Source organism: Micromonospora sp. CNZ285 (assembly GCF_004637285.1).
In genome coordinates, this window is record NZ_SPQD01000001.1 from 4,690,836 (window position 1) to 4,706,470 (window position 15,635).

Genomic DNA, 15,635 nt, shown 5'->3' on the forward strand with positions numbered 1-15,635 from the left:
CATCGTGGAGGCCCCATGCGCCCGCGCCGCACCCTCGCCGCGCTCGCGACCACCGCCGCCGTCACCCTCACGGCGATCGCTGTCGCACCCACCGCGGCCAGCGCCGCGCCCACCGACCTCTTCATCTCGGAGTACGTCGAGGGGTCGTCCAACAACAAGGCCGTCGAGCTGTACAACGGCACCGGCGCCCCGATCGACCTGGCCGCCGGCGGCTACCAGCTCCAGCTCTTCTTCAACGGCGCCACCACGTCGACGAACGTGGCCCTCACCGGGACCGTCGCCGCCGGTGACGTGTTCGTCTTCGCCGCCGCGGCGGCCGCGCCGGCGATCCTCGCCCAGGCCGACCAGACGTACTCCGGTTCGCTGTTCAACGGCGACGACGCGATCGTGCTGCGCAAGGGTGGCACGGTGGTCGACTCCCTCGGCCAGGTCGGCGTCGACCCGGGCACCGAGTGGGGCAGCGGGCTGACCAGCACTGCCGACAACACGCTGCGCCGCCTGCCCTCGGTGACCGCCGGCGACACCGACCCGGCGGACCCGTTCGACCCGGCCGCGCAGTGGGCCGGCTTCGCCACCGACACGTTCGACGGGCTGGGCAGCCACACCGTCGGCGGCGGCGGACCGGTCGACCAGCCGGCCACCCTGGCCTGCGGCGGCGCGCTGACGCTGTCGGCGGGCGCCACCGCGACCCGCGAGGTGACCGCGACCGACGCCGACGACACGATCACCGACCTGGCGGTCACCTCGGTCGTGCCGGTGCCGGCGAGCGGCTCGATCAGCCGTACCGCGTTCACCCCGGCGGCCGCGGACGGCGGCACGGCCACCGCGACGCTGACCGCCACCGGCCTGCCGGCCGGCGGCTACGCGGTCACCGTGACCTCCACCGACGCCGACGGCGACAGCGCCACCTGCACGCTCACCGTGCAGGCCACCAGCGTGCTGTCGATCGGCGAGGTGCAGGGCCGCACCGCCGACGACGAGGACGGCCGTACCGACCGGTCGCCGCTCGCACCGGCCAGCGGCAACGGCACCAGCTCCACGCTGTACGACGTACGCGGCGTCATCACCGGCATGTCGCTGACCCGCAGCTCGGCCGGCGCCGACCAGTGGGGCTTCTACCTCCAGAGCCGGCTCGGCAGCGAGGACGGTGACCCGCTGACGTCCGACGGCCTGTTCGTCTTCATGGGCTCGTTCACCACGCTGATCGGCGGGTACGCCCCGACCGTCGGTGACGAGGTCGTGCTGCGCGGCCGGGTCTCCGAGTACTTCAACCAGACCCAGCTCTCCGGCGCCTCGCTGGTCCGCAAGCTGGACTCCGGCCTCGACGTGGACACCGCGGTCCGGGTCGACGACGCGGTCCCGCCGGCCGAGGCGGCCGCCGCCGACCTGTTCTGGGAGCGGCACGAGGGCGAGCGGATGCGGGTACGCGCCGGCAGCGGCGTCTCCGCGCCCCGTCACATCTACTCCTCCACCGCCGACTCCGAGATCTACGTGCTGGACCGCGAGGACCCGATCATGAAGCGGTCCGACCCGTACGCCCGCCGGGTGTTCCGGGACGCGCACCCGCTCGACGACGTCCCCGGCACGCTGTTCGACAACGGCAACAACCAGCGCATCCTGCTGGGTGCGGGTGGCGTGAAGGCGACCGCCGGTGACTCCCGGGCGCTGCTGCCCGAGGCGCGCACGTTCGACACGCTCACCGAGGACGCCTACGGCTCCGTCTCGTACGCGTTCAGCAAGTACAGCGTGCAGCCCGAGCAGCTCACCCTGACCGGCGGCGCCGACCCGGCCGCGAACCACCCGCCGCAGCCGGCCGACCGCGGCAGCGAAGTCGCGATCGCCACCTACAACGTGGAGAACCTGTACGACTACCGGGACGACCCGTTCGACGGCTGCGACTTCGCCGGCAACACCGGCTGCCCCGGCGTCAGCCCGCCGTTCGACTACGTGCCGGCGAGCCCGGAGGCGTACGCCGCCAAACTGGCCGTGCAGGCCCGGCAGATCGTCCAGTCGCTGCACAGCCCGGATCTGATCCTGGTGCAGGAGGCCGAGGACCAGGACATCTGCTCGGTGGTCGACGGCGCCCTGGCCTGCGGCGACACCAACAACGCCGACGGCGCGCCGGACACCGTGCAGGAGCTGGCGCTCGCCATCGCGGCGAACGGCGGCCCGGCGTACGCCGCCGCGTACGACCGGACCGGCGCGGACGCCCGGGGCATCGCCTCGGCGTTCCTCTACCGGACCGACCGGCTGACGCTGGCCGAGGCGACCGCCGCGGACCCGCTGCTGGGTTCCGCCCCGACGGTCCAGTACCGCTCGGCGGCGCTGCCGTCCAACGCCGACGTGCAGAACCCGAAGGCGCTCAACGCGGTGCTGCCGGCCGACGTGGACCGGTCGACCGGCGTGGACGGCAGCAACGTCTACACCCGCGCGGCGCAGGTCGCCCGGTTCACCGTGAAGGCCGGCCCCGGATCGACCGAGCGGTTCACGCTCTGGGCGGTCGCCAACCACTTCTCGTCCGGGCCGGACAGCCGGGTCGGACAGCGCCGTGAGCAGGCCGCGTACGGTGCGGCGATCGTGCAGGCGGTCGAGGCGAGCGACCCGAACGCCCGCGTGGTGTACGGCGGCGACCTGAACGTCTTCCCCCGCCCGGACGACCCGATCGCCACCGCCCAGAACCCGACCCCGTCGGACCAGCTCGCCCCGCTGTACGAGACCGGGCTGCACAACCTCTGGGACGACCTGGTGAAGGACGCGCCGGCGTCGGCGTACTCGTACACCTTCAGCGGCCAGGCGCAGACGCTGGACAACCTGTTCGTGAACGACCCGATGCACGACGACCTGGTGCAGGTACGGACGGCGCACATCAACGCCGACTACCCGACCGACGCGCCGGAGTTGGGCGACCGGGGTGCCAGCGACCACGACCCGCAGGTGGCCCGGTTCCGGTCGCGCGCCTCGCTGCGGGTCGCGGACACCTCGGTCACCGAGGGCGACAAGGGCACCAGCACGATGACGTTCACCGTCACCGTGTCCCGCCCGCTCTCCGAGCCGGCCCTGATCTGCGCCACCACCTACGGCACCACCGCCCAGGCCGGGTCGGACTACGACCCGTACGTGGGCTGCCGGGTGCTGGCCGCAGGCCGGACCTCGCTGACGTTCCCGGTCACCGTCCGCGGCGACCGCAAGCGCGAGGCGGACGAGAAGCTCACGCTGTACGTGGCCGGCGTGCCGGGCCTGCGGCTGGCCGACCCGTCCGGCGTCGGGACGATCCTGAACGACGACTGAGCGGTATGCCGCGCGGCGGCCCGTCGATCCCCTCATGGGCGGATCGGCGGGCCGCCGCGGTATCCGCACCGTTGCGGGTCGGGCGGGGGCGGCACGCTCCGGTACTTGGCCACCCGCACCTCCCACTGGCTGCGGCGGCGCAGCCAGTCCCGGACCTCCCGGTTGCGGTAGAACGTCTCCGGCGGGCGGGCCAGCCCGTACCGGTCGGCCCACCACTCCCCCGGCTCCGGGTCGGTGATGACGTCGAGGTGGGACGGGTACCGCCGCTCCGCGCCGTCGCGCAGGTCGGCCCGGTCACGCATCGGCTTGAGCACCCGGCCGGTTTCGTCCACGACCACGAGCCGGAAGCCGGCCGTGCCGACGATGCGCGACAGCATGGCCAGGCTCGGCGTCAGCGTCCCCGCCTCGATACGCCCGATAGTGCTCGGATGCACCCGGGCGAACCGGCCCAGCTCACGTTGGCTGGCGTCGGCCCGGCGACGCACCGCCCGGACGATCCCCGGCGCCGGGAACGGCACGTCGAACGGCTCGGTCAGCAGCGCCGGCCCGCCGCCTCCCGCCGCCGCGCCGGGCACGCCGGGTGCGGTGGGCACGCCGGGCGCGACGCAGGCTCCCGTGCCCGTCCCCGTGCCCGCGTCCGTGGCAGCGGCGGTGGCGGTGCCGCTGCCGGCACACGTGGCGGTACCTGTTGCGGCGGCCGCCTCCGGCTCGGTGTCGGCGATGTCTGTCACGCCGCCCACGGTCCCGTCTCCCGCACCGACCGGGCAACCCCGCTCCCCACCGTTGTGGAAAACCCGGAATGCGGCCTACGACTCCGCTTGGCAGCGACCGCCAGCATACACAGAGGGTGACGCTCACTCAGCGTTAAGGGCTGCCACCGAAGCGAGTGACCCAGCTGCAGCACAAAGCCGACTTAAGCGGACACAAACCTCACGATCGCCACGGCAGGGATAACCACCTCGGCAGACTTTGCTCTGCAGCCACCGAGGCAGCGCTCACGATTCGTGACAGTTGCGCCCAGGGCTGCAGAGCAAAGTCGGCGAGGGGTGAACTGTCCCGCCGGCCGAAAAGATACGCTGAGTGACCGCCTTGGGCTGTGGACAACGTGCGGCGACCACAACGAGGAGGGCGAAACCGGAGAACGGCGAGCCGAGCCCTGCCGCCGCACGTGGCGGCAGCAGACGGACCACGCCGGCGAGCAGCGGTCAGTAGCGCTCGCGCAGCAACTGGGCGGCCTCGACGGCCCAGTAGGTGAGGATGATCTGGGCGCCGGCCCGGCGGATCGAGGTGAGCGTCTCCAGCATCACCCGCTCCCGGTCGATCCAGCCGTTCGCGGCGGCCGCCTCGACCATCGCGTACTCGCCGGAGACCTGGTAGGCGGCGACCGGAACGTTCACCGCGTCCCGGACCGCCGACACCACGTCGAGGTAGGGCAGCGCCGGCTTGACCATCACCATGTCGGCGCCCTCGGCCACGTCCAGCTCGACCTCGCGCAGCGACTCGCGCAGGTTCGCCGGGTCCTGCTGGTAGGTGCGCCGGTCCCCCTCCAGCGCCGACTCCACGGCGTCGCGGAACGGGCCGTAGAAGGCGGAGGCGTACTTCACCGCGTACGCGAGCACCGAGACGTCCTGGTGCCCGGCGGCGTCGAGCGCCTTGCGGACCACGCCGACCTGGCCGTCCATCATCCCGGACGGCCCGACCACGTGGACCCCGGCGGCGGCCTGGGCCACCGCCATGTCGGCGTACGCGGCGAGCGTGGCGTCGTTGTCGACCCCGCCGTCCGGGGTGAGCAGGCCGCAGTGCCCGTGCGAGGTGAACTCGTCCAGGCACAGGTCGCTCATCACCACAGTCGCGTCGCCGACCTCGGCGATCACGTCCCGGATCGCCGTGTTGAGCACGCCGGCCGGGTCGATGCCACCGGAGCCGGTCTCGTCCCGCGTCGCCGGCACCCCGAACAGCATGATCCCGCCGACCCCGGCCTGGACCGCCTCCGCGGCGGCCTTGCGCAGCGAGTCCCGGGAGTGCTGGAGCACCCCCGGGAGCGACGCGATCGCCCGCGGCTCGGTCAGGCCCTCCTTGACGAACATCGGCACGACCAGCTCGGCCGGGTCGACGCGGGTCTCGGAGACCAGCCGCCGCACGGCCGCGTTGCGGCGCAGCCGGCGGGGCCGGATCTCGGGGTACGGCATGACGGGGCCTCCTGTCAGCGGAACCGCAGGGCGGTCGGGCCCTGCACCTTCGAGCCCCGGCGCTGCTTCGCCGGCATGGCGGCGAGCTTCTCCCGCAGCTCGACGGCGTAGGCGGCGAGCGCCTCCACCAGGTCGGGCACCGAGGCGTGCGGCGGCTGCACGTCGACGCGCAGGCCGAACTCGGTGGCGGTCTCCGCCGTCTTGGGCCCGATCACTGCAACAACGGTCCGCGCGTGCGGCTTCCCGGCGATACCGACGAGGTTCCGCACCGTGGACGACGAGGTGAACAGCACCGCGTCGAACCCGCCCGACTTGATCGCGTCGCGGATCTCGGCGGGCGGCGGGGCCGCGCGCACGGTCCGGTACGCGGTCACGTCGTCGACCTCCCAGCCGCGCTCGGTGAGGCCGGCGGCAAGGGTCTCGGTGGCGATGTCGGCGCGCGGCAGCAGCACCCGGCCGACCGGGTCGAGGATCTCGTCGTGCGGCGAGAACTCGGCCAGCAGGCCCTCGGAGGACTGCTCCCCGGAGGGGATCAGCTCGGGCTGGATGCCGAAGGCGCGGACCGCCTCGGCGGTGGCGTCACCGATGCAGGCGATCTTCACACCGCCGAAGTGGCGGGCGTCGAGGCCGTGCTCGGCGAACTTCTCCCACACCGCGCGGACCGCGTTCACCGAGGTGAAGATGACCCAGGCGTACCGGCCGTCGACCAGGCCCTTCACGGCCCGCTCCATCTGCGCCGGGGTGCGCGGCGGCTCGACCGCGATGGTCGGCACCTCGCACGGGATCGCCCCGTACGCGCGCAGCCGCGCGCTCATCACGCCGGCCTGCTCCTTGGTGCGGGGCACCAGCACCTTCCAGCCGTACAGCGGGCGGTTCTCCCACCAGCTCAGCTTGTCGCGGTCGGTGACGGCCGCGCCGACGGTGAGCACCACCCGGCCGGTGAAGCCGAGCGCCGCCGCGACGAACGAGTCCACGCTCGACGTAGTGGTGTACTGCGTCTCGCCGGTGCCGTCGCCGGTCACCCCGACCGCTGTGGTGCCGTCGACCCCGGCGGCCAGCAGGCCGTCCCGGACGGCGGCCAGGTCACCGGCGTCCACCGCGAGCGCCAGCGAACCCCGGCCCACGGCCGTGGCGAGCGCCTCGAAATCCAGCGCGGTGACGTCCTCGACGTCGGCGGCGGTGCGGACGCCCGGCAGCGGGACACCAGCGTACGTGGCCACACCCTCGGCCTGGCCGACGCCCGGCACGACCTCGAAGTGCGCGGCGGTACGCGCGACCGCCTGCACCTCCTTGACCACCGAGTCGTGGCCGAACGGGTCACCGGAGACCAGGTGCACGGCGTTCTGCCCGGCCCGGGCCGCGGAGATCAGCACCTTCGCCACGTCCCCCGGTACGCCCTCGGCAGGGCTGAACTCGGCGTCCGGCCGGGCCTGGGCGCGGACGTGCGCCAGGAGCGACTCGGGTACGCCCCGGTCGTAGACCACCTGGTCGGCCTCGACCAGGGCGTCCAGCGCCCGGCGGGTCAGCAGGCCGGGGTCGCCGGGACCGGCCCCGACGAAAGCGATCTGGCCTACGGGCTTACGGGTGCGGGTCATTCTGTGCTCCCAAGTTGCTGGGTCCCCGGGCCGGCCTGTGCGTCCTGGCCGAGGATCGAGTCGGCGCCGAGTTCGAGGAGTTCGGCGGCGAGTGCCTTGCCGATCTCCGCCGCGTCGGCGGGCGTTCCGGTGCGGGACAGCCGGAGGTCACGGGTACCGTCCGGGCTGATCACCGCACCGCGCAGGTAGATCTCCTGATTGACGTCGCCCTCGTCGGTGGGCTCGCCTTCGGCGAGAACGGCGTACGCGGCCACGGGTGCGCTGCACCCTGCCTCCAGGGTGGCCAGCAGCGCCCGTTCCGCGGTGATCGCGGCACGGGACGGTGCGTGGTCGAGCAGCGCGAGCAGCTCGATCACGTCCTGGTCGTCGGCCCGGCACTCGACGGCCAGCGCACCCTGGGCGGGCGCGGGCAGCATGAGCATCGGGTCGAGCGTCTCGGTGATGACGTCGGCACGGCCGATCCGGTTGAGCCCGGCGCGGGCGAGCACGACGGCGTCGAGGTCGGCGTCCGGGCCGAGCACCCGGCCGAGCCGGGTGTCGACGTTGCCCCGGATCGGGCTGACCTCCAACTGCATGCCCAGCGCGTGCAACTGGGCGATCCGGCGCAGCGCGCCGGTGCCGACGCGAGCGCCGGGCGGCAGCTCGGCGAGCGTCCGGCCGTTCGTCGCCACCAGCGCGTCACGCGGGTCCTGCCGGGGCGGTACGGCCGCGACGTGCAGGCCGGGCGCCGCCGCGGTGGGCAGGTCCTTGTACGAGTGGACGGCGAAGTCGATCTCGCGGGCGGTCAGCGCGTCGCGCAGCGCGGACACGAACACGCCGACGCCGAGCCGCTGCACCGGGGCGGTGGACCTGTCGCCGGCGGTCACCACCTCGACCAGCTCGACCGGGCGGCCGGTGGCCGCGGTGAGGGCCTCGGCGACGTGGCCGGACTGGGCCATCGCCAGGGCGCTGCCCCGGGTACCGAGGCGAAGGGGGGCGGTCATCGCGCACCTCCGGTGGGCGGGACGTCGGCGGCGTCGAACGACGGCCGGCCGTCGAGGTCGGTGGCGACCACGTCGGGGACGGTGTCGACCGGGGACGTCTGCGGGACGTCCAGGTCGAACAGTTCGCGCAGCAGCGCCGCGTACTGGTCGCCGCCGGGCTCAGCGGCGAGCTGGCGGACCCGTACGGTCGGCTGGTGCAGCAGGCGCTGCACGACCCGGTGCACGGTGCGGGCGACCTCGGCGCGCTGGTCGTCGCTGAGGTCGGGGCGGCGCTGGCCGAGCCGGCGCAGCTCGGCGGTGACGACGTCCTCGGCCCGGCCGCGCAGGGCGGCCACCGTCGGCGCGACGTCGGCGCCGCGCAGCCAGCTCAGGAACGCCTCGACCTCGCCGGTGACGATCCGGGCCACCTCGGCGGCGTCGGCGGCGGCCGGTCCGTCGGCGAGGACGGCGGCCATCCGGTCGATGTCGATCACCTCGACGCCGGGCAGCTCGCCGACGCCGGGCTCGACGTCGCGCGGGACGGCCAGGTCGAGCAGGACCAGCGGGCCGCGGTCGGCGTCCCGGCGGGCCAGCGCCCGGGTCACCACCTCGCGGGTGAGCACCGGCTCGGTGGCGGCGGTGGCGGCGACCACGACGTCGACGGCGGCGAGCGCGGTGATCAGCTCGGCCATCGGTACGGCGGACGCGCCGTACGACTCGGCGAGCCGGACGGCACGGGCGGCGCCTCGGTTGGTCACGGTGAGCGGGCCGGCACCCAGCCGGGACAGCGTGGCCACGCCCAGCGAGCCCATCGCGCCGGCGCCGACCACCATCGCGGGCCGGCCGGCCAGGTCGCCGTCGAGCAGCTCGGCGGCGAGGTCGAGGGCGGCGGTGACGACGCTCTGCCCCGCCCGGTCGATGTTGGTCTCGGCGTGCGCGCGCTTGCCGACCCGCAGCGCCTGCTGCATCAGCTCGTGCAGCAGCCGGCCGGCGGAGTCGGCGCCACCGGCGGAGTGGTACGCGTCGCGGAGCTGGCCGAGGATCTGCGCCTCGCCCACCACCATCGAGTCGAGCCCGGCGGCCACCCGGAAGACGTGGTCCACGGCGGCGGCGTCGTAGTGCACGTAGAGGTGCGGGGCGAGCGCTGCGGGCTGGCAGCCGGCCTGGTCGGCCAGGACCGCACAGATGTCGCCGAGTCCGCCGTGGAACCCGGAGACGGCGGCGTAGACCTCCACCCGGTTGCAGGTGGAGACCAGGACGGCCTCGGCGACGTACGGCTGGGCGATCAGACGGTCCAGCGTGCGGGTGAGATCGGCGGGCGGGACGGCCAGCTGTTCCAGGGTGGCGACCGGGGCGGTGCGGTAGGACGCGCCGACGACGAGCAGTTTCACGTGCCGATCGCCTCCTGGGTTTCGGTGGCCGCGAGTCCGCCGGGCAGGGCGGTGAGGGCGGACCCGCCGGTGGCGGGGAGCGCGGTCAGCGATGCCTTGCGGTGCTCGTGGAAGGACAGGATCTGCAGCTCGATGGCGAGGTCGACCTTGCGCACGTCGACCCCGTCCGGAACCGAGAGTACGCACGGCGCGAAGTTGAGGATGCTCGTCACGCCGACGGCGACCAACTGGTCGGCGACCGCCTGGGCGGCCGGGGCGGGGGTGGCGATGACGCCGATCGAGATCGACTCCTCGGCGACGATCTGGGGCAGCTCGTCGACGTGCCGCACGACCAGGCCGTTGATCTCTTCGCCGACGCGGGACCGGTCGGCGTCGAGCAGCGCGGCGATGCGGAATCCGCGGTTGGCGAAGCCGTCGTAGCCGGCCAGGGCGTGACCGAGATTACCGACGCCGACGAGCGCGACGGTCCGGCACTGGGTGAGCCCGAGCACCTCGGAGATCTGGTCGACCAGCAGCGCCACGTCGTAGCCGACGCCCCGGGTGCCGTACGAGCCGAGGTGGGACAGGTCCTTGCGGAGCTTCGCGGAGTTGACGCCGGCGGCGTTGGCGAGGCCCTCGCTGGACACCGTCTCGTGCCCGGCGTCGGCGAGCGCGTGCAGCGCACGCAGGTATTCCGGGAGCCGGGACACGGTCGCCTCGGGCAGGTCCGGAAGCGCCGGTACGGCACCGGTGCGACCGGGCGCGCCTGGTTGACGGTGCTGGCTCATGAGACTCCGTGCGGTGCGATCCTCGACCAGCGACGGGGGCCGGTCGTTTCGGGACTCCCGCTGGCGACCGAGATTGCCGGCTGTGCTAGCAGGGCGCGTCGGAACTACAGAGTAGGTGTTTGTGAAGGGGTGCACAAATCGCGATCTTGAAAGCTCGCGACGCGCCTTCACCTGCCCCTCCATTCCCGCAAGATCGATCAACCGCGTCTCTCGGCGGCGCGTGGCGATTATTGCTCAATCCAGACTTCCCTGACCAATCGCGCGGGGGTCGTAGCGCTCCGTGACCGGCGTGGCGAGGCGAGTCTCACGTTTTCAGTAGGGACAACCCCACCCCCGAAAGGCCAGCGTGCGGGATGGGTGGGCGGGGCGCGCGCCCATAGCCTCGAACCATGACCGCCGCACCACTCGCCACCGCGCCCACTCCGCTGTCCCCCGTCCACGGGCTCCTGCGCCGCCTCGCCCGCGAGACCACCTACGTACTGGTGGGCTTCCCGCTGGCGCTCGTCGGCTTCGTGCTGGCAGTGGTGGGGATCTCACTCAGCGCCGGGCTGCTGGTGACCACGCTCGGCCTGCCGATCCTCGCCGGCTTCCTCTACGCGGCCCGCGGGCTGGCCGACATCGAGCGGCTCCGGCTCGCCGGGGTGCTGGACCGGCCCCGGGTACGGCCGGTCTACCGCACGCCGGAGCCGGGCGCCGGGTTCTGGCGGCGGGTGTTCACCCCGATCCGGGATGTGCAGTCGTGGCTCGACCTGCTCCACGCGTTCCTCCGGTTGCTGGTGGCGGTGCCCACGTTCGTGGTGCTGGTGGTGTGGTGGGTGCTGGCCCTGGGCGGCACGCTCTACATCACCTACGACTGGGCCATCCCGCGTGGCGCCGGCGAACAGGACCTGAGCCAGCTCCTCGGGATGGGCGACGGCGCGGGCGCGCGGATCGCCCTGAACACCGCGATCGGGCTGTTCGCCCTGTTCACGCTCCCGCTGATGGCCCGGGGCTGCGCCCGGCTCCAGGCCGGGCTGGCGTACTCGCTGCTCACCGGCGTGGCCGAGATGCGGCAGCGGATCGTCACGCTGGAGGAGCAGAAGCGGGCCGCCGCCTCGGCCGAGGCGGTCGCGCTGCGCCGGCTGGAGCGTGACATCCACGACGGCCCGCAGCAGCGGCTGGTCCGGCTCGCCATGGACCTGGGCCGGGCCCGCCACCAGCTCACCGCCGACCCGGAGGCGGCCCGGCAGACGCTGGACGAGGCGGTCGCGCAGACCCGGGAGACGCTGGACGAGCTGCGTGCCCTCTCCCGGGGCATCGCGCCGCCGATCCTGGTCGACCGAGGGCTGCCCAGCGCGCTCGCCGCGCTCGCCGCCCGCGCCCTGGTGCCCACCGAACTGGCGCTCGACGACGACCTGGGCACCGCCGCCGGCCGTCTCGACCCGGGACTGGAGAGCACCGCGTACTTCGTGGTGGCAGAGGCTCTGACGAACGTCTCGAAGCACAGCCGGGCGACCGCCTGCCGGGTGGAGGTCACCCGGAAGGTGGGCCGGCTGGAGATCACCGTCACCGACGACGGAGACGGCGGCGCGCACGTGGCAAAGGGGCACGGGCTCAGCGGCATCGCCGACCGGGTCCGGGCGGCCGGCGGCACGCTGGAGGTGGACAGCCCGGCCGGCGGGCCGACCCGGATCCACGCCGAACTGCCGAGGTGACCCGTTTCGCCCGGATCCGGGGCCGCCGGGCGGCCACCGGGTCCGGGCGTGATAGACACCGGACCCATGCGGGTGGTGATCGCGGACGACGCCGTACTGCTCCGGGAGGGGCTGGTCCGGCTGCTGACCGAGTTCGGGCACGAGGTGGTGGCGGCCGTCGGTGACGGTGACGCGCTGGTCGAGGCGGTGGTGGCGCACCGGCCCGACGTCTCGGTGGTGGACGTGCGGATGCCGCCGTCACACACCGACGAGGGACTGCGCGCCGCGGTGGAGGCCCGACGCCGGGTGCCTGGTACGCCGATCCTGGTGCTCTCCCAGTACGTCGAGGTGTCGTACGCCGACGACCTGCTGGACACCGCGGGCGGGGGCGGCGGCGGGATCGGCTACCTGCTCAAGGACCGGGTCGCCGCGATCGACGAGTTCCTCGACGGCCTGGCCCGGGTGGCGGCCGGCGGCACCGTGCTCGACCCGGAGGTGATCAGCCAGTTGCTGGTCCGGCGGCGGCGCGACGACCCGCTGGCGTCGCTGACCCCGCGCGAGCGCGAGGTGCTGGCGCTGATGGCCGAGGGCCGCTCGAACACCGCCATCGCGCGGGCCCTCGTGGTGAGCGACGGCGCGGTCGAGAAGCACGTCCGCAACATCTTCACCAAGCTGGACCTGCCCCCGGACGCGACCACCCACCACCGCCGCGTCCTGGCCGTCCTGGCCCACCTGCGGGCCTGAGCGGGGAGGTCAGGCGAGCGTGCGGGCCAGCGTCACCGCCTCGGTGAGCGTGTCGGCGGCCGGGTGGCCGCTGCCGCGCAGCCGGTCCGGGTCGGACAGGCCACCGGTGTAGAGGACGCAGCGGGCACCGACCGAGGCGGCCGCGTCGGCGTCGTCGAGCGAGTCGCCGATCAGCACCACCTCGTGCCCGCCCAGTCCCAGCTCGGCCAGGTGCTTCTCCAGCCACTCGGCCTTCCGCCCGCCGCCGACGGTGGCGCGCAGCCCGTCCACCCGGCGGAAGTGCGGGGTCAGCCCGTACGTGTGCACGGTCGGCACCAGCTCGTCGTGGAACCACATGGACAGCAGCGACTGGCTGCCGTCCCAGGACTCGATCGCGGTGGTGGCGTCGGCGGCCAGGGCGCAGGTGGTCAGCCCGGCCCGGTACGCGTCGTGGAAGACCCGGTCGAGCGCACCGAACGCCTCGGCGTCCACGGCCCGGCCGAGCATCTCGGCGTAGTAGTCGGCGATCGGCCGCCGGAACCGCACCCGGTGCTCGGCGGCGGTGACCGCCGGTCCGCCGGCGCTGGTTAACGCGACGTTCGTGGCCTGGACCACCAGGTCGAGATCGTCGAGGAGCGTTCCGTTCCAGTCCCACACGAGGTGGCGTCGCATACCCGTCACCCGAGCACTCTAAGGCTAGAGCTGCGGCGTGGTCAGGTCGCGCAGCAGCCGGTCCTCCTCGACCCGCCAGTAGCCGTGCTCCTTGCCGTCGAGCAGCACCACAGGCAGCCGGTCGCCGTAGTCGCGCTCCATCTCCAGGTCGCCGGTGACGTCCCGCTCCACCCAGCGGTCGCCGGTGACCGCCACCACCCGGTCGAGCGCGGCCTTCGCGTCGTCGCACAGGTGGCAGCCGGGCCGGGTGATCAGGATGAGCCTCGGGTCACTGGACATCGGATACCTCCGTGCGGATCTCGGTCGGCGTCGCCGGGGACGGCACCGCGGGCGCCGGGCGCAGCTCGGTCTTGCGTACCTTCCCGATCGCCGAGTACGGCAGGCTGTCGACGAACTCGACGGCGGTCGGGCACTTGAACCGGGCCAGGTTACGCGCGCAGTGGGCGAGCAGATCCTCCGCCGTCACCGGCGGGCCGGCCGCCCGGACCACGTACGCCCGCACAGTCTCGCCGGTCCGCGGGTGCGGCACACCGAGGACTGCCGACTCGGCCACGCCGGGGTGGGCCCGGAGCACCAGCTCCACCTCGTGCGGGTAGACGTTGAAGCCGTTGACCAGGATCAGCTCGCCGAGCCGGTCGACCAGGAACAGGTCGCCGTCGCCGTCGGCGTACGCCACGTCGCCGGTGGCCCACCAGCCGTCCGGGTCCGGCCCGCCCCGCCCGTCCGGCCAGTAACCGGCGAACAGGTTCGGGCCGCGTACCACGATCTGCCCGGGGTCGGTGCCGGCCGCCTCGTCGGAGAGGTCCATCTCGTCCTCGTCGGGGGCGTCGGCGGGCACCCCGTCGCGCCACAGCTCGGTGCCGTCGGATCCGACCAGGCGCAGCCCGACGCCGGGCAGCGGGCGGCCGATCGACCCCGGTTTCGGCTCGCCGCCGACGAGCGTCGAGGTGAGCACCGGCGCGGTCTCGGTGAGCCCGTAGCCGACGTGCACCGGATGCCCGGTCAGCTCGGTGAAGCGCGCGCCGGCCGCGAGCGGCAGCGGCGCCGCGCCGCACACCGCGACGCGCACGGAGGCGAGCGCCGCGGCCGGGTCACGCTCCGCCTCGGCCCAGGTCAGGAACATCGACGGTACGCCGACGAGCACTGTGACCCGGTGCCGGGCGATGTCGTCCAGCGCACCGGCCGGACCGGGCTCGTCGACGAGCACCCCGGTCGCGCCGTGCCGCACGACGGCGCCGAGCGCGGAGTTCAGCCCGTACGCGTGGAACAGCGGAAGCGCGAGCAGCACGACGTCGCCGGGGCCGACCACAGGTGGTTCGATGCGGTCGACCTGGTCGTGGTTGGCGGCGAGCGCCCGGTGCGACAGCATCGCGCCCTTGGGCCGGCCCTCGGTGCCGGAGGTGTAGAGCAGGACGGCGAGGTCGTCGCCGGAGCGGGCCGGGAACCGGGCCGGGGTGTCGTCGCCGGTGACCGGCGACGCGGTGTGTACGGCGCGCAGCGCGGGCAGGTCGGCCGGGTCCACGCGGCCGGTCACCGCGGGCGCGCCGACCAGCACGGCCGCGCCGGAGTCGGCGAGGACGTGCCGCAGCTCGCGGGCGGTCAGCGTGGGGTTGACAGGTACGGCCACCAGGCCGGCCCGGAGCGCGGCGAGGTAGGTGACCACGAAGTCCGGCGTGTTGCCGAACGCGATCGCCACCCTCGGCGGGTGGCCGGTTCCGTCGGCGGGCGGCGCGCCGGCGAGCAGCGCGCGGGCGGTGGCGGTGACCGCGTCGTCCAGCTCGGACCAGGTCAGCGTCCGGTCGCGCCAGTGCAGCGCGGCCCGGTCGCCCCGCTCCAGAGCGGCGTGGCGGAGCCGGTCGGCGAGGTTCGGCGCGGAGCTTTCGGCGGCGTCCTGCACGGTGGCTGAGTCTGGCACAGCGGTGTCCGACAGGCCATGCCCGAACACGGCGCCGGGTCCGCCGCACGGGACTGCAATTGCCGTACGGTGGGATTCCTAGCCACGGGATGAGGATCTCCACCGGTGTCCGGGCGGACAGCCGGAAGTGACCCGGCCGCACCGCTGCCGCGACACGCCGAGCGAAAAGAAAATCGGCTCCGACCAGGACTTTCCACTGCGGACCAGGTTCCGGCGCGAAAGTCAACCACACGCGACGGACAACCGGTCCGCCATGTGTGCGACCTGGCGGGAAATACTTCCGCTCTGTGTAACGGACTTGCCACGCGTGGGTGACGTTGGCCCTATCATCACTCGGGTCGGCTCACCCCATTTGCCGTGAGTCGACACCCCTCAGCCCGAGGAGGCCCCCGTGCCCGTGAGCGCATTGGACCAGCACCTCAAGGGGATCTGCCGCCCGCCGGCACGTCCCGACCCGGCC

The 15,635-nt window shown here is 73.8% G+C and carries 12 protein-coding genes; 3 read left to right on the forward strand and 9 right to left on the reverse strand.

Features of this window, described 5'->3' with window-relative positions; translation table 11 throughout:
• Nucleotides 1-15 precede the first annotated feature (15 nt).
• Nucleotides 16-3,288 carry a lamin tail domain-containing protein gene (locus CLT75_RS21340; protein WP_135242161.1) on the forward strand — a complete coding sequence of 1,091 codons (3,273 nt, stop codon included), beginning with the start codon at nt 16-18 and terminating at the stop codon, nt 3,286-3,288.
• Between the two features lie 32 nt (nt 3,289-3,320).
• Here the strand turns inward: CLT75_RS21340 and CLT75_RS21345 are convergent, their stop codons facing one another.
• From CLT75_RS21345 to CLT75_RS21370, 6 genes are all read right to left on the reverse strand, one after another.
• Entirely contained in the window at nt 3,321-4,019 is a 699-nt protein-coding gene (locus CLT75_RS21345; protein WP_486485239.1) for a helix-turn-helix domain-containing protein, read from the reverse strand.
• Between the two features lie 474 nt (nt 4,020-4,493).
• The gene (gene hemB, locus CLT75_RS21350; RefSeq protein ID WP_135242163.1) at nt 4,494-5,477 is read right to left on the reverse strand and encodes a porphobilinogen synthase; all 984 of its coding nucleotides are present in this window, start codon (nt 5,475-5,477) and stop codon (nt 4,494-4,496) included.
• 14 nt (nt 5,478-5,491) lie between these two features.
• The gene (locus tag CLT75_RS21355; protein ID WP_135242164.1) at nt 5,492-7,072 is read right to left on the reverse strand and encodes a bifunctional uroporphyrinogen-III C-methyltransferase/uroporphyrinogen-III synthase; all 1,581 of its coding nucleotides are present in this window, start codon (nt 7,070-7,072) and stop codon (nt 5,492-5,494) included.
• Nucleotides 7,069-8,055 carry a hydroxymethylbilane synthase gene (hemC, locus tag CLT75_RS21360; RefSeq protein WP_135242165.1) on the reverse strand — a complete coding sequence of 329 codons (987 nt, stop codon included), beginning with the start codon at nt 8,053-8,055 and terminating at the stop codon, nt 7,069-7,071. The genes CLT75_RS21355 and hemC overlap by 4 nt, the downstream gene beginning before the upstream one ends.
• Nucleotides 8,052-9,425, reverse strand: a complete 1,374-nt coding sequence (locus CLT75_RS21365) for a glutamyl-tRNA reductase (protein WP_135242166.1) — start codon at nt 9,423-9,425, stop codon at nt 8,052-8,054. The genes hemC and CLT75_RS21365 overlap by 4 nt, the downstream gene beginning before the upstream one ends.
• Nucleotides 9,422-10,192 carry a redox-sensing transcriptional repressor Rex gene (locus CLT75_RS21370; RefSeq protein ID WP_135242167.1) on the reverse strand — a complete coding sequence of 257 codons (771 nt, stop codon included), beginning with the start codon at nt 10,190-10,192 and terminating at the stop codon, nt 9,422-9,424. The genes CLT75_RS21365 and CLT75_RS21370 overlap by 4 nt, the downstream gene beginning before the upstream one ends.
• A gap of 389 nt (nt 10,193-10,581) precedes the next feature.
• Between CLT75_RS21370 and CLT75_RS21375 the strand changes: the two genes are divergently transcribed.
• The gene (locus tag CLT75_RS21375; RefSeq protein ID WP_135242168.1) at nt 10,582-11,886 is read left to right on the forward strand and encodes a sensor histidine kinase; all 1,305 of its coding nucleotides are present in this window, start codon (nt 10,582-10,584) and stop codon (nt 11,884-11,886) included.
• A 66-nt stretch (nt 11,887-11,952) separates the two neighbouring features.
• Nucleotides 11,953-12,609: a response regulator transcription factor gene (locus CLT75_RS21380; RefSeq protein ID WP_135242169.1), complete on the forward strand. Its 657-nt coding sequence runs from the start codon at nt 11,953-11,955 to the stop codon at nt 12,607-12,609.
• Between the two features lie 9 nt (nt 12,610-12,618).
• Here the strand turns inward: CLT75_RS21380 and CLT75_RS21385 are convergent, their stop codons facing one another.
• From CLT75_RS21385 to CLT75_RS21395, 3 genes are read right to left on the reverse strand one after another with little or no spacing between them, the layout of a single operon-like run.
• A complete protein-coding gene (locus CLT75_RS21385; protein WP_135242170.1) occupies nt 12,619-13,260 on the reverse strand; it encodes an HAD family hydrolase in 642 nt (213 codons plus the stop codon).
• A gap of 24 nt (nt 13,261-13,284) precedes the next feature.
• A complete protein-coding gene (locus tag CLT75_RS21390; protein ID WP_013288752.1) occupies nt 13,285-13,539 on the reverse strand; it encodes a glutaredoxin family protein in 255 nt (84 codons plus the stop codon).
• Entirely contained in the window at nt 13,529-15,205 is a 1,677-nt protein-coding gene (locus CLT75_RS21395) for an AMP-binding protein (protein WP_135242171.1), read from the reverse strand. Before CLT75_RS21395 ends, CLT75_RS21390 begins: the two co-directional genes overlap by 11 nt.
• Between the last annotated feature and the right edge of the window lie 430 nt (nt 15,206-15,635).

Coding starts and splice junctions, on each gene's coding strand:
- CLT75_RS21340 (WP_135242161.1), top strand. CDS start 16: ATGCGCCCGCGCCGCACCCTCGCCGCGCTCGCGACCACCGCCGCCGTC.
- hemB (WP_135242163.1), bottom strand. CDS start 5,477: ATGCCGTACCCCGAGATCCGGCCCCGCCGGCTGCGCCGCAACGCGGCC.
- CLT75_RS21355 (WP_135242164.1), bottom strand. CDS start 7,072: ATGACCCGCACCCGTAAGCCCGTAGGCCAGATCGCTTTCGTCGGGGCC.
- hemC (WP_135242165.1), bottom strand. CDS start 8,055: ATGACCGCCCCCCTTCGCCTCGGTACCCGGGGCAGCGCCCTGGCGATG.
- CLT75_RS21370 (WP_135242167.1), bottom strand. CDS start 10,192: ATGAGCCAGCACCGTCAACCAGGCGCGCCCGGTCGCACCGGTGCCGTA.
- CLT75_RS21375 (WP_135242168.1), top strand. CDS start 10,582: ATGACCGCCGCACCACTCGCCACCGCGCCCACTCCGCTGTCCCCCGTC.
- CLT75_RS21380 (WP_135242169.1), top strand. CDS start 11,953: ATGCGGGTGGTGATCGCGGACGACGCCGTACTGCTCCGGGAGGGGCTG.
- CLT75_RS21385 (WP_135242170.1), bottom strand. CDS start 13,260: ATGCGACGCCACCTCGTGTGGGACTGGAACGGAACGCTCCTCGACGAT.
- CLT75_RS21390 (WP_013288752.1), bottom strand. CDS start 13,539: ATGTCCAGTGACCCGAGGCTCATCCTGATCACCCGGCCCGGCTGCCAC.